This window comes from Streptomyces sp. EDA2-14 (genome assembly GCF_054963755.1).
This window is the reverse complement of record NZ_JBUEGE010000006.1, coordinates 87,271-100,172: the sequence shown is the minus strand read 5'-3', so window position 1 is coordinate 100,172 and position 12,902 is coordinate 87,271. Positions and strand designations below refer to the sequence as shown.

The following is a 12,902-nucleotide window of genomic DNA, read 5'->3' as shown; positions in this document are numbered from 1 at the left end:
GGACTGACGAGAACGGACTGACGGAAGAGTGGGCCGCTGCATCGCAGCGGCCCTTTTTCGTTTGCCGGCGAACCGTCGTTCCCGCTGGTCGGCGGCGCCTCGCGGCAGAAGTGTCCGAGCGGTAACCGTGCCGCAATCTTGACGCCATACGGTGGCCGGTACATAGTACGAAACACCTGTACGGGCGACCTTGAGCCGGTCGGTCGCCCGTCATGCGGCAGCGTGGGCCACCGGCCCACGACCTGCCTTCGCACGTTCCCGGCCACCTCGGCGGCATCGGCGTTCACCGCACCCGAGCCCGTTCACGGACCTCCTACTGCCAAAGGAACCGCGCATGTCAGCAACTGTCTCCGACCCCGGCAAAACCCAGAGCAGGAGAGCAGCGGCGGCGGGCTGGATCGGCACCACTGTCGAGTACTACGACTTCTCGATCTACGGCCTGGCCTCGTCGGTGATCTTCGCCAAGCTCTTCTTCCCGACCACCGACCCGTTCATCGGCACCCTGCTGTCGCTGTCGACGTTCGCCATCGGCTTCGTCGCCCGGCCCGTCGGCGCCGTGGTCTTCGGACACTTCGGCGACCGGCTCGGCCGCAAGACGATCCTCGTCCTCACCCTCGGGCTGATGGGTGGCGCCACGGTCGCTGTCGGGTTGCTGCCGACGTACGAGCAGGTGGGGGTTCTCGCGCCCGTTCTGCTGATCGTCGCTCGGCTGATCCAGGGCTTCTCGGTCGGCGGCGAGTACAGCGGCGCGATCCTGATGACCGTCGAGCACGCCGAGGAGGGCAAGCGGGGCTTTCGCGGGTCGCTGATCAATACCGGCACTTCCGCGGGGCTGCTCCTGGCCAACCTGGCGTTCCTGGCCATCCTCCAACTGCCCGTCGAGCAGCGTGACTCATGGGGCTGGCGGCTGCCGTTCCTGGCCAGCGCGCTCCTGATCGTCGTCGGTCTGGTCGTGCGGCTCAAGGTCGAGGAGAGCCCGGAGTTCGAGGCCGTCAAGGAGCGGGGCCCGGTCGACCGGCTGCCGATCGTGGAGGTCTTCCGGACCTCGGGCAAGCAGGTCGCGATGACCTCCATCGGCATCCTGAGCGCCGGTGTCGCCTTCACCATGGCCAGCGTCTACAGCCTCGAATACGCCCATACGGCACTGCACTTGGACGACGACGACATGATCGCGGTGCTGCTGCCGGCGATTCTCGTCATCCTCGTGTGCATCCCGATCGCGGGGGCGCTCTCCGACCGGATCGGCAACCGGAAGCTGTTCATCGCGGGAGCGGCCTCGATGGTCGTGCTGCCGTTCGTCTGGCTGGCGCTGCTCGACACCCGCCAGTACTGGCTGATGCTGCTCGGCTTCGCCCTGCTGTTCGTCGGCTACTCGGCCAACTACGCGGTGGTGCCCGCCTACTTCTCGCAGGTCTTCCCGGCGAAGGTCCGCTTCACCGGCATGTCGATCGGTTTCACCATCGGCCTGATCCTGGGCAACGCCATCGCCCCCGGCATCGCGGCCTACCTGTTCGACGCGACCGGCGGCTGGGTCGGCATCGCGATCTACATGGCGGCGATGTCCGTGCTGTCCCTGATCGCGGGGCTGTTCCTGCACGAGCACAAGGAGCCGGCCGTGGCATCCGCCCCGCAGCAGGCAGGGGCGCCTCTTGTGGCCTCCACCAAGGGGGAGGCATGAGCGTGCTGCGCAAGGCATACGCCGACACCGTTCTCGGTCAGCTCCACTACGCGGAAGCGGGGGAGCGGGAAGGACGTGAACCCGTCCTGCTGCTCCATCAGACGCCGCGCTCCTGGGACGAGTACCGCGACGTGCTGCCCGTGCTGGGGCGGAACCGCCGCGCCATCGCCATGGACACGCTGGGCTTCGGGGCGTCCGCGCGGCCCCAACAGGCATGGACGGTCGAGCTGTTCGCCGACGGAGTCCTCGCCCTTGCCGACGCGCTCGGGCTCGAACGGCTGGCCCTGGTGGGACACCACACCGGCGGCGTGGTGGCTCTGGAGGTCGCCGCGCGCCGACCGGAGCGAGTGAGTGCGCTGGTGCTGTCCGGCGTGCCGTACGTGGATGCGGACCGGCGCCGCGCCGTGGCCGAGCGGCCGCCCATCGACGAGGTCACGCCCGCCGCCGACGGCTCGCACCTGCTGCGCCTGTGGAACCAGCGCGCCCCCTATTACCCGGAAGACCGCCAAGACCTGAAGGAACGTCTGGTGCGCGACGCGCTCGGTGTCCTCGACCGCGTCGAAGAAGGCCACAGCGCGGTCAACGCGTACCGGATGGAGGACCGCATCGGCCTGGTCGCGGCGCCGACCCTCGTCGTCTGCGGGGAGCTGGACACCTTCTCCCGACCCGATATGGAGCACCTCGTGACACGGATAGCGGGCGCCCGCGCCGAACTGCTGCCCAGGGTCGGTGTGCCGGCCGTGGACCACGGGCCGGAGCAGTTCGCGCGCGTCGTCGACCGGTTCCTGACCGACGTCCTGGCGGGCGCGCGATGAGCGGCGGCACACGGCCCGTTGTCGCCTGGATCGCCACCGGCGGCACCATCGAGGCGCGCGGCCACGACCGCACGGACCGCACCGCGTACGGGGAGTCGGGGCGCCGGGTCCCGCCCGGCGACATGGTCGCACAACTGCCCGAACTCGCGGAGGTGGCCGACGTCCGCCTGGAGAGCTGGGCGCCGGGCGACCCGCTCGACGGGGCGACCGGGGGCGAGACCGATGCCGGGGCGGACACGGCGCGGGCCCAGCCGCCGAGCCACGCATGGACCGCCGAGGACCTCGTCGCCCTCGCCCGGAAGGTGGCACGCACGGCGGCCGACCCCGAGGTGACCGGAACCGTCGTCACCTGCGGCACCAACGGCCTCGAAGAACTGGCCTACGCGCTCTCCCAACTCACCGGCGGGGAAACGCCCGTGGTGGTGACGGGAGCGATGCGCCCGGCGTCCGCGCTCGGCGCCGACGGCCCGGCGAACCTGCTGAACGCGGTGCGTGTCGCCGCTCACCCGGACTCCGCGGGCCGGGGCGTCCTGGTGGTGTTCGACGACGCGATCCTCGCGGCGCGCGACGTGGCGAAGACCGCGACCTACCGTGTCACCGCCTTCCGCTCACCGGAGTACGGTCCGCTCGGCTTCGCCGACGCGGACGGCGAGGTCGGGTACGCGCGCGCCCCCGAAGGCGTACCCGGGGAGCCGCCGATCGACCTGGCCGCGCTGCCGCCCGATGTGCCGCTGCCCCGCGTCGACGTGGTCGTCTCCTACCTGGGGGCCGACGGCGCCCTGGTGGACGCCGCCCGCGCGGCGGGTGCGGCCGGCATCGTGAGTGCGGGCCTGGGAGCCGGCTACCCGACGCCGCCCGAACAGCAGGCCCTTGAACGGGCGGCGCGCCACGGCGTCGTGGTCTGCCAGGCCTCACGGGTGGGCAGCGGGCGCGTGGTCCCGCACGCGGGCACCCGCGCGGGTGACTTCCTGGCCGCACAGGACCTCAGTCCGTGGAAGGCGCGCCTGCTGCTGACCTTCGCCCTCGCGGCGAAGCAACCACCGGAACGCATACGGGAGTTGTTCGGCGGGTGCGAAACCGCACGCGAAACCGCACGCGAACCCGCACGCGTACGCGCATCCGCGCCCTGAGCCCCCGGGGCGGGCCGCAGTCGCTGGACGGCCGTGGCCTGCCCCCTCTTCTTCCGTAGAACCCCCTTTCGTGGAACGCCCTTTCGCAGGCTCGCCATTGACTCCCGTACTTAGTTTCGTACATAGTACGACCAGCTTCGGATGCCCCTCAGGAGGAACCGTGAACGAGCCTTTGGACGACCTGGAAGGCGTCCTGGACCTGCGGGTTGAGCAGCTGCGCCGGGAGTCCGACGGCGTCCTTTCGGTGACGCTCGCCGACCCGGACGGCGGCGCGCTCCCGGCCTGGACCCCGGGCGCCCACCTCGACCTCGGCCTGCCGGGCGCGATCCGCCAGTACTCGCTGTGCGGCGACCCGGCCGACCGGTACGGCTACCGGATCGCGGTGCTGCGCGAGCCGGCGTCGCGCGGCGGGTCCCAGTACGTGCACGACACGTTGCGCGTCGGCGACCTCGTGGAGGTCGGCGGCCCCCGCAACCGCTTCGAACTCGCCGCCGCGCAGCGCTACCAGTTCATCGCCGGAGGCATCGGCATCACCCCGCTGATCCCGATGATCGCCGCCGTCGAGGCGGCCGGCGCCCCGTGGTCGCTGGCGTACGGCGGCAGGCGGCGCGGCTCCATGGCCTTCGCCGGGGAGCTCGAGGCCGCCTACGGGGGCAAGGTCGAGATCGCCGTCGAGGCGGAGAGCGGTCCGCTGGACCTCAAGGCGCTCCTTGCCACGCCCCGCCCCGGTACCGCCGTCTACTGCTGCGGCCCGGAAGGACTGCTCAACGCGGTCGAGGAGCGGTGCGCCGACTGGCCCGAGGGCAGCTTGCACATCGAGCGCTTCAAGGCCGTGGCCCGCGACCGGAACGCCGAGGACGAGCGGGAGTTCGAGATCGTCTGCGAACGCTCCGGCACGACCGTGCGCGTACCCGCGGACCGCTCCGCCCTCGACTGCCTCGACGACGTCGGCATCGTCGTCCCCAGTGCCTGCCGCGAGGGCATCTGCGGCAGCTGCGAGACCAAGGTCCTGGTCGGCGACGTCGACCACCGCGACGTGCTCCTGACGGCGGACGAACGCGCGAACGGCCGCACCGCCATGCTCTGCGTCTCCCGGGCGCTTTCCGACCGGTTGGTGCTGGACCTGTGAGCCGCACCCCGCACGACATGAACAGACTCGGAGAACACACATGCTGAACAGCGACACGGAGAAGCCGAACTCCCCGGACTCCTCCTCGAGCCCCGAAGAGCCGCGCGTCGCCCGCCGCAGGGCACGCACCGCGACCCCCACCGCCACCAAGCCCGCCACGACGCCCGAAACCCCTCGGGAGCGGCCGGTGCACGACCCCGAGGGCCAGGACTGGTCGGCGTGGCCCAACTACAACCAGGCCGAACTGGGGTACCGCAACTTCTGGTACCCGGTGCAGTTCTCCGGGCAGATCGGCGAGAAGCCCGTACAGATCACCCTGCTCGGCGAGAAGATCATGCTGGTGCGCGACCAGGGCGTGGTCCGTGCCCTGCACGACCGCTGCCCGCACCGCGGCGTGCCGCTCTCCCTCGGCCGCCGCCAGTTCCCCGGCACGGTCAGCTGCGCGTACCACGGCTGGACCTTCGACGTGGAGAGCGGCGACCTGCGTGCCGTGCTGACCGACGGCCCCGAGTCGCCGATCTGCGGCCGGATGTCCGTGCGCACCTACCCGGTCGAGGAGCGCCTCGGCATGATCTGGGTGTACGTCGGCGACGGCGAGGCACCCCCGGTGGAGCGCGACATCCCCGACGAGCTGCTCGACGCGCCGTTCGTGATGGGCGGACGCACCGACATCCGTGACGGCAACTGGCGGTTCGCCGCCGAGAACGGCTTCGACGAGGGCCACGCCAAGTACCTGCACAACACGGCCCTTTGGCGGCTCTTCAAGGTCATGCCCGCCTGGAACAAGACCCGGATCGTCGAGAAGGGCCCCTGGCTGATCCGCGTCCAGGACGAGGTGCACTGGGAGGCCGAGTTCGAGGGCCTGGGCACCTGGACCAACAAGCGCTGGTGGAAGCGGATGCCGCTGCCCGACCACCCCGGCAAGGCACAGAGGATCAACCCGGTCATCAAGGACCTGGACATCCCCGGCTTCGTCTCCATCCGGCTGCCCGGACTGCTGCGCGTCGCCTACCCGCACTTCATCCACTACGAGTGGTACGTGCCGGTCGACGAGGACCACGTCCGCTACGTGCAGATGATGGTCCGCTACGAGACCGGGCCCAAGGCCTCGCTGTTCAAGGCCAAGTACCTGGCGGCGATCCGCTGGCTCTTCCACGGCCAGTTCACCGGCCAGGACGCCTGGATGGTCGACGTCACCGACGCGCCGCCGGAGCGCCTGTACCGCCCCGACCTGTCGCTGACCGCCTGGCGACGGCACATCGAGCAGCAGCAGCTCACCGTGCAGCCGCCGCAGATCAGGCCTTCCGCGAAGGACTGCTGAGGTGTCGTCAGGAAGTCTTGCTGGTAGCGCTGTTGATGTGGCGCCCGTCGGGCGGCGGGTCGTGGTCCACGGGCTCGGGCTGCACGTGGTCGAGGTGGACGGCGGGGGCACCCCCACCGTGCTGCTGCACGGCGGCGGGCCCGGCTGCTCGGCCTGGACGGACTTCCGGGCGGTCGCCGGAGCGCTCGCCGAGGGGCGGCGCCTGATCCTGGTGGACCTGCCGCAGTACGGAGCCTCGGACGCGCCCGACATCACGGGCGGCCCGTTCGCCTTCCACGCCCGGTACGTCGCCGGTCTCCTGGACGCCCTCGGGATCGCACGCGCCGACTTCGTGTGCCAGTCGCTGGGCGGGGCGGTGGCGCTTCGGCTCGCCGCCGCCGAACCCGCGCGGGTGGGGCGGATCGTGCTGACCGGCAGCCGGCCCGTGCCGTCGGTCGGCTCGCCCTCGCCCGCCGGGTCGGCGCGGGACGAGTACTACGGGGGCGGGGGCCCGAGCGCAGCCAAGATGCGGGCCCTGATGACACGCCTGGAGTGGTTCGATCCGGCCGGACCGCCAGAGGAGACCGTCGCCCTGCGGTACCGCAACAGCGTCACTCCACGTGCCGCGGCCCTCGGCGCCGCGCCGACCGGCCGGGGCGAGCCGGAGGACCTCGGGCCCGTTCTCGGTGAAGTCACCGCGCCGGTCCTGCTGTTGTGGGGCGCCCACGACCCCTTCGGGGGGCCCGCGGCCGCGCTGGCCCTCGCCGAGCGGCTGCCCCGCGCCGACCTCGCCGTGCTCGCCCGCACCTCGCACCATCCGGGGGAGGAGCGCCCGGACGCGTACACCGCGCTGGTCCGCGCCTTCCTCGATCCCGGCTTCCGCTGAACCCGCACCCACTTCCCGTACCACCCACCCATCAGGCAATCAGCCACCGCACAAGGCAAGTTGGAGGTTCCCCATGTCACGGACCGCACTGATCGTGGGCGTCGGTGGCGCCGTCGTGGCGCTCACCGTCGCGACACCCCTGCGTCGGGCCGCCGCCGCTCTGGTCCTCAAGACCACCGGCACCGTCGTGCGCGACGAGCGCCCCGCCGGCCGCATCCCGGAAGCCGCCTCCGATGTCCGCTGACCCCACCACCGAATCCGCGGGGACCGCCGAGCCCGAGTCCGCGGGGACCGCCGAGTTCGACGCCGACCGGCAGCGCCGGACCTGGACAGAGGCGGCCTGGGCGCACATCGACGACCGTCGGCTGACCGACCTGGTCACCGGCATGGTCGCCATCCCCAGCCCCACCGGCGACGAGGGCCCCCTGGCGACCTGGCTCGCCGAGCAGCTCACCGCGGCCGGCGCCGAGGGCCGCTATCAGCCCATCGACGCCACCCAGGGCAACGCGGTGGGCCGGGTGCGCGGCGACGGCAGCGGCCCCGACCTGCTCCTGTACGCCCCCATCGACACGCTCACCGTCGGCACCGAGGAAGAGGACGTGCCGTGGGTCGGCCCCGAGCTGCGCCTCGACATGCGCGCCGAGCCGGTCGTCGACGGTCACCATGTCATCGGACTCGGCGCCAGCAACCCCAAGGGGCACGGCGCGAGCGTCATCGCCGCGGTGGAGGCGGTGCGGCGCGCAGGGGTCCCACTGACCGGCGACATCCTGGTGGGACTCGGCGCGGGCGGCATGCCCACGAACCGGCGGCCCGTAGAGGGCGCGCGCTACAACGCGGGCCAGGGCAACGGCGCTTCGTTCATGCTCGAACAGGGCCTGTGGGCCGACTACGCGCTGATCGCCAAGCCGGGCTGGACCACCGCCTGGGAGGAGGTCGGCCTGTGCTGGTTCCGGATCGATGTGCACGGGACGTACTCCTACGTCGGCAGCCGGCACCGGATGGACTACCGCAACCCGATCGCCGACGCCGCCACTGTCGTCACCGGTCTTGAGCGCTGGTTCCCCGAGTACACCGCCCGGCACACCTCAGGTCTTGTCGCGCCCCAGGGCAACATCGGTTCCGTGGAGGGTGGTTGGCCGCGCACCGCGTCGCTGTCGCCCGCCCTGTGCCGGATCGAGGTGGACCTGCGGATCAGCCCGCGCACCAGCCCCCAGCAGGCCCGCCGCGAGTTCGCCGAAGCGATCGAGAGGATCCGCGCCGAGCACCCCGGCATCGACCTCTCCTGGGAGACGACCCTCGCCATCCCCGGCACGGCCACCCCTGAGGACAGCTGGATCGTGCGTGCGGGCAAGGCGGCCTGGGAGGAGATCGAGGGCCGCCCCCACGAGCCGATCCTCCTCAACAGCGGCGCCACCGACGCCAACATTTTGCGCAACCGCGGCATCGCCACCGCCCGCATCGGCATGGACCGCATACGCGAGGACGCCCCCATGGAGCTGGACTTCCCGGCCGGCATGAACGTCGTCGACATCCGGGAGGCACACCGCCTCACCCGCGCCCTCGTACACACCCTGATCAACACCTGCACTCGCTCCAGGGCGGACGTCGAGGCGGCAGAACGGAGTCCCCTGTCATGAGCGACGTGATCCTGGGCGTCGGAGCCTCGCACAGTACGCTGATGAACACGCACTGGGCCGAGGTCGACCATCTCGACGGCGCGCACCGGTTCCGCGACGGACTGCGCGGCGCCAGGCGGCTGTTGGGCGAGGCGAAGCCGGACGCGGTCGTCATCATCGGCTCCAACCACTTCCGCGGCTTCTTCCTCGACATGATGCCCGCCTTCACGATCGGTGTCGGCGAGGTCGTCGGCGCGGGCGAGGCCGACACTCCGGGCGGCCCGCTCCCCGTGGACACGGCCCTGGCCCGCCACCTCGTGGACTCGCTCGTCGACGACGGCTACGACCCGGCGTTCTCCCTGCGCCTGACCGTCGACCACGGCATCACCCACAGCCTCCAGCACCTCGTGCCGGAGCTCGACGTCCCGATCGTGCCCGTCGTGATCAACATGTTCGCGCCGCCGCTGCCGTCGCTCGCCCGCTGCCACGCGCTGGGCGAGGCGATCGGCAAGGCGATCCGCGCGGACGGCCGGGCCAAGAGGGTCGCCGTCGTCGCGTCCGGTGGCCTCTCGCACCAACTGCCCTGGCCCAAGTGGTTCGAGACACTCAGCGACGACGACCGCTTCCTCGTGGAGGCGTGGCTCAACGGCCGGGACTCCTGGAGCGAGTACGAGGTGCGCCGCCGCCAGATCATCCGCGCGGCCGAGCCCCGGATCAACGAGGACTTCGACCGTGCCTTCCTCGACCGGATCACCTCCGGCGACGTCGGCCCGTACCTGGACACGACCTCCGACGAACTCGCCGAGCAGGCCGGCAACGGCGCCCAGGAGATCCGCTCCTGGCTGGCCATGAGCGCCGCACTCGGCCCCCACTCCGGCGACACCCTCGCCTACGCCCCGATCGCGGAGTGGCTCACCGGCATGGGCGTCGCCGTCCTCGAACCCCGCGCCTGACACCCGTACGACCCGACCTCAGACACCCCCCCCGTAAGACCTCTAGGAGACACACCCATGAGCATCTGGACCGATCTGACCGGCGTCGACTTCCGTGTCACCACGGTGGAGGCGGGCGGGCTGCGCACCCGAGCCCTCCAGGCGGGCACCGGAGACCCGATCATCTTCCTGCACGGCACCAGCGGCCACCTGGAGGCGTTCGTCCGCAACATCCCCGCGCACGTCGCCGCCGGATACGCCGTGCACGCCATCGACATGCTCGGCCACGGCTACACAGAAGGACCCGAAGCCGACTACCGCATCCCGCGCTACGTCGAGCACGTCCTCGCGTACATGGACGCCGTCGGGATCGACCGCGCGCACTTCGTGGGCGAGTCGCTCGGTGGCTGGGTCGCGGGGCGGCTCGCCGCCGACCACCCCGAGCGGGTGCGCCACCTGACGCTCGTCGCGCCCGGCGGCACCGTCGCCAATCCGGAGGTCATGGAACGGATCCGCACCAGCACCCGCAAGGCCGTCGAGACCGACGACATCGACCTCACCCGCAAGCGCCTCCACCTGCTGATGTTCGACCCGGCCGCGAACGTCTCCGAAGAGCTCGTCCAGGTGCGCCACGACATCTACCACCGCCCGGAGTTCGTCAAGCAGATCTCGTACCTGCTGTGCCTCCAGCAGATGGAGAACCGCCAGGAGGACCTGCTGAACACCGAGCAACTCGGCCGTATCAAGGCGCCCACGCTGGTCGTGTGGGGCGCGCAGAACCCCTTCGGGGACGTGCCCGAGGCGCACCACCTCGCGGAGCGGGTGCCCGGCGCCCGGCTCGAGATCTTCCCGGAGTGCGGACACTGGCCCCAGCACGAACACGCCGAGAAGTTCAACGCCCTGCACCTCGCCTCCCTCGAGCAGGCCGCGGCATGACCGCGCCGACGCCGCCCGCACCGCGCGTCGGCATCCGCATCCCGCCCTGCGACCGCGCCGACGTCCTGGTCGAATCCGTGCGCCGCGCAGAGGAATTGGGCTTCGACGACGTCTGGTTCCCCGACTCGCAGCTGCTGTGGCGGGACGTGTTCACCGTGCTGACCGCCGCCGCCCTGGGCACCGAACGCATCGGCCTCGGGACGGCCGTCACCAATGTGGTGACCCGGCACCCGGCCGTCGTCGCCTCCGCCGCGCGCAGCGTCGCCGAACTCGCCCCCGGCCGCTTCACACTCGGCCTGGGCGTCGGCAACAGCTCGGTCGGCCCCATCGGTCTTCCGCCCAGCAAACAGGCCGCCATGCGTGCGGGCGTGGAGCTGCTGCGGGCGCTGCTAGCGGGCAAGGAGTGGGACTTCGACGGCGTGCGCTCTCGGCTGCGCGACCCCGGCCCACCGGTGCCGATCCACCTGGCGGCCAGCGGTCCCAAGAACCTCCGGATGGCGGGGGAGATCGCCGACGGCGCGATCCTGCTCAGCGGCGCCTCCCCGCGCACGCTGGCCGGCGCGGTGGCCCGGGTCGGTGAGGGCGCCGAGGCGGCGGCCCGCGACCCGCGCGCCGTCCCGCTGACGGTGTCGGCGTTCTGCCAGGTCACCGACGACATCGAGCGGGACGCACGCATCCTCAAACCGATCTGCGCGTCCATCGCCCAGAACGGCGGAGCACCGTTCCTCGCCCTCGCAGGCATCGAGGTCAACGTCCCCGCGCGTGTGGAGGGCATCTACCCGGACCTCGTACATGCTGAGGACTGGGACGAGGCCGTACGCGTCTGCTCCCAGTGGATCAGCGACGAGACGGCCGTGCGCTTCGCCCGCGAGTTCTGCCTCTTCGGCACGGCCGACGAGATCGTGACCCGCATACGCGAACTCCGCGCGATCGGGGTGAGCGGCGTCTTCCTCCAGCACGTCGGCTCGTACGACCCGCCCACCGAACTGATCGAGCGAGTGGGTCAGGAGGTGCTGCCCGCGCTGACGCCCACGGGGGCGCGCCCGTGAGCACCCTCGACGAACTGTCGGCGCAGGGCCGCCGGGCGGCGCGGACGGCCGGGAGCGCCACCCGCTCCCTGGCCGCCCTGCACGTCCTCGACACGCTCGGCTGCGTGGTGGCGGGGGCCTCGCACCCCATCGCCGCGCAACTCGTCCGCGCGGAACGGGACTTCGGGTCTCCGGGAAGCCTGCGTACGCGCGTATGGACCGAATCGACTCTCGCGCACGTCGACGAGTACGACGCCCTGCACCCGGCCGCGGCGGTGGTGCCCCCCGCCGTCGTGGTCCCGGCCGCGCTCGCGGTCGCCGAGCGCGAGGGCCGCCCCGGAAGCGCCGTCGTGGACGCGGTGATCGCCGGATACGAGGTGGTCGTCGAGGCGGGCCTGCGCTTCGGCGGCCCCGCCCTGTACGAGCGTGCCTGGTGGCCGACGGCCCTGTTCGGCGCCCTCGGTGCGGCGGCCGCGACGGCCACCCTGCTTGACCTCGACGCGTCCCGTGCCACCACCGCCCTGGCCGTCGCCGCGGCCCCGCTGGGCGGAATGCTCTCCGCGGACGTCCTGGGCGCGGGCCACTACCTGCTGCTGGGACGTGCGGCGGCGGACGGCGTGGAATCCGCGTATCTGGCGCGGGCGGGGGCTAGGGCGAGTACGACGCTGCTGGACGGCCCGGCGAGGACGGCGCTGGGCCGGGGCCGGGACGGGGCTTGCGAGGCGGACACCGGGGCGCCGCCGCAGGCCATGCACACCGCATCCCTCGGCCACCCCACCCGCCGAACCGACGCGGCCTCCCGGGGGCGACAGCCCGGCACCGCTCACCTCCACGACTGCCTCTTCAAGGCGTACCCGTGCGCACGCCCCCTCCACGCGGCGCTGCACGCGCTGGACCAACTTGCTTTGCGTGAGGTGGACTTGACGGCAATCCGGCGAGTCCACGTTGGCCTCCCCGGCCCGCTGCTGCGCTTCGTGAGCGCCGAGCGGGAGCCGGCCGGCCCCACTGAGGCCGCGGCGAGCGCCGCCTTCGCCGTTGCCGCCCATCTGCGTGGTGCGGCCGACGACGTCGCCTTCTTCCGCGGCCCTCTGCCCGCCGACGCCCCCGAGGTCACCGTCGCCCACGACGCAGCCCTCGACCCGCAGCTGCCGGACCGCTGGGGTGCCCGCGTCACCGTGGAGTGCACCGACGGCACTCGCGTCACCCACGAGTCCTTCGGCGCCACCCGGCCCCTCTCGGCACAGCACGTCGAGGCCAAGTTCCGTCGGCAGACCGGCATAAGGGACGACGGGTGGATCGTGCGGGCGCGCGCCTTGGACACCGTCGACGACATCCGCGAACTGCGTGAACCCATTGCCGAGTTGTTGGAGCGTCCCCGAACCGCCGACGGGGGCAGAGTCTGAAACGGTGTTCGTCGTTGTGACGTGCCGGCCGGAACCACCAGCCGACGGG

12 protein-coding genes are annotated in these 12,902 nt (G+C 71.9%); all 12 read left to right on the top strand.

Features of this window, described 5'->3' with window-relative positions; genetic code table 11:
* Positions 1-334 precede the first annotated feature (334 nt).
* Positions 335-1,678, top strand: coding sequence for an MFS transporter (locus ACY34M_RS18205; protein ID WP_462720247.1), 1,344 nt, complete (start codon positions 335-337; stop codon positions 1,676-1,678).
* Positions 1,675-2,493 carry an alpha/beta fold hydrolase gene (locus tag ACY34M_RS18200; RefSeq protein ID WP_462720246.1) on the top strand — a complete coding sequence of 273 codons (819 nt, stop codon included), beginning with the start codon at positions 1,675-1,677 and terminating at the stop codon, positions 2,491-2,493. The genes ACY34M_RS18205 and ACY34M_RS18200 overlap by 4 nt, the downstream gene beginning before the upstream one ends.
* Positions 2,490-3,623, top strand: coding sequence for an asparaginase (locus ACY34M_RS18195; RefSeq protein ID WP_462720245.1), 1,134 nt, complete (start codon positions 2,490-2,492; stop codon positions 3,621-3,623). The genes ACY34M_RS18200 and ACY34M_RS18195 overlap by 4 nt, the downstream gene beginning before the upstream one ends.
* A gap of 160 nt (positions 3,624-3,783) precedes the next feature.
* Positions 3,784-4,752, top strand: a complete 969-nt coding sequence (locus ACY34M_RS18190; RefSeq protein WP_462720244.1) for a PDR/VanB family oxidoreductase — start codon at positions 3,784-3,786, stop codon at positions 4,750-4,752.
* 40 nt (positions 4,753-4,792) lie between these two features.
* The gene (locus ACY34M_RS18185; protein ID WP_462720243.1) at positions 4,793-6,073 is read left to right on the top strand and encodes a Rieske 2Fe-2S domain-containing protein; all 1,281 of its coding nucleotides are present in this window, start codon (positions 4,793-4,795) and stop codon (positions 6,071-6,073) included.
* A 37-nt stretch (positions 6,074-6,110) separates the two neighbouring features.
* Entirely contained in the window at positions 6,111-6,938 is an 828-nt protein-coding gene (locus tag ACY34M_RS18180; protein ID WP_462720242.1) for an alpha/beta fold hydrolase, read from the top strand.
* Between the two features lie 73 nt (positions 6,939-7,011).
* A complete protein-coding gene (locus ACY34M_RS18175; RefSeq protein WP_462720241.1) occupies positions 7,012-7,182 on the top strand; it encodes a hypothetical protein in 171 nt (56 codons plus the stop codon).
* A complete protein-coding gene (locus ACY34M_RS18170) occupies positions 7,172-8,575 on the top strand; it encodes a M20 family metallopeptidase (RefSeq protein ID WP_462720240.1) in 1,404 nt (467 codons plus the stop codon). Before ACY34M_RS18175 ends, ACY34M_RS18170 begins: the two co-directional genes overlap by 11 nt.
* Positions 8,572-9,507, top strand: coding sequence for a DODA-type extradiol aromatic ring-opening family dioxygenase (locus tag ACY34M_RS18165; protein WP_462720239.1), 936 nt, complete (start codon positions 8,572-8,574; stop codon positions 9,505-9,507). The genes ACY34M_RS18170 and ACY34M_RS18165 overlap by 4 nt, the downstream gene beginning before the upstream one ends.
* A gap of 57 nt (positions 9,508-9,564) precedes the next feature.
* Complete coding sequence (locus ACY34M_RS18160; RefSeq protein WP_462720238.1) at positions 9,565-10,422, top strand: alpha/beta fold hydrolase; 858 nt, start codon at positions 9,565-9,567, stop codon at positions 10,420-10,422.
* Positions 10,419-11,471 (top strand): LLM class flavin-dependent oxidoreductase, encoded by a 1,053-nt coding sequence (locus ACY34M_RS18155; RefSeq protein WP_462720237.1) that lies wholly within the window; start codon positions 10,419-10,421, stop codon positions 11,469-11,471. The genes ACY34M_RS18160 and ACY34M_RS18155 overlap by 4 nt, the downstream gene beginning before the upstream one ends.
* Positions 11,468-12,853: an MmgE/PrpD family protein gene (locus ACY34M_RS18150; protein WP_462720236.1), complete on the top strand. Its 1,386-nt coding sequence runs from the start codon at positions 11,468-11,470 to the stop codon at positions 12,851-12,853. The genes ACY34M_RS18155 and ACY34M_RS18150 overlap by 4 nt, the downstream gene beginning before the upstream one ends.
* Positions 12,854-12,902 lie beyond the last annotated feature (49 nt).

Coding starts and splice junctions, on each gene's coding strand:
- ACY34M_RS18200 (WP_462720246.1), top strand. CDS start 1,675: ATGAGCGTGCTGCGCAAGGCATACGCCGACACCGTTCTCGGTCAGCTC.
- ACY34M_RS18175 (WP_462720241.1), top strand. CDS start 7,012: ATGTCACGGACCGCACTGATCGTGGGCGTCGGTGGCGCCGTCGTGGCG.
- ACY34M_RS18165 (WP_462720239.1), top strand. CDS start 8,572: ATGAGCGACGTGATCCTGGGCGTCGGAGCCTCGCACAGTACGCTGATG.
- ACY34M_RS18205 (WP_462720247.1), top strand. CDS start 335: ATGTCAGCAACTGTCTCCGACCCCGGCAAAACCCAGAGCAGGAGAGCA.
- ACY34M_RS18195 (WP_462720245.1), top strand. CDS start 2,490: ATGAGCGGCGGCACACGGCCCGTTGTCGCCTGGATCGCCACCGGCGGC.
- ACY34M_RS18170 (WP_462720240.1), top strand. CDS start 7,172: ATGTCCGCTGACCCCACCACCGAATCCGCGGGGACCGCCGAGCCCGAG.
- ACY34M_RS18155 (WP_462720237.1), top strand. CDS start 10,419: ATGACCGCGCCGACGCCGCCCGCACCGCGCGTCGGCATCCGCATCCCG.
- ACY34M_RS18160 (WP_462720238.1), top strand. CDS start 9,565: ATGAGCATCTGGACCGATCTGACCGGCGTCGACTTCCGTGTCACCACG.
- ACY34M_RS18185 (WP_462720243.1), top strand. CDS start 4,793: ATGCTGAACAGCGACACGGAGAAGCCGAACTCCCCGGACTCCTCCTCG.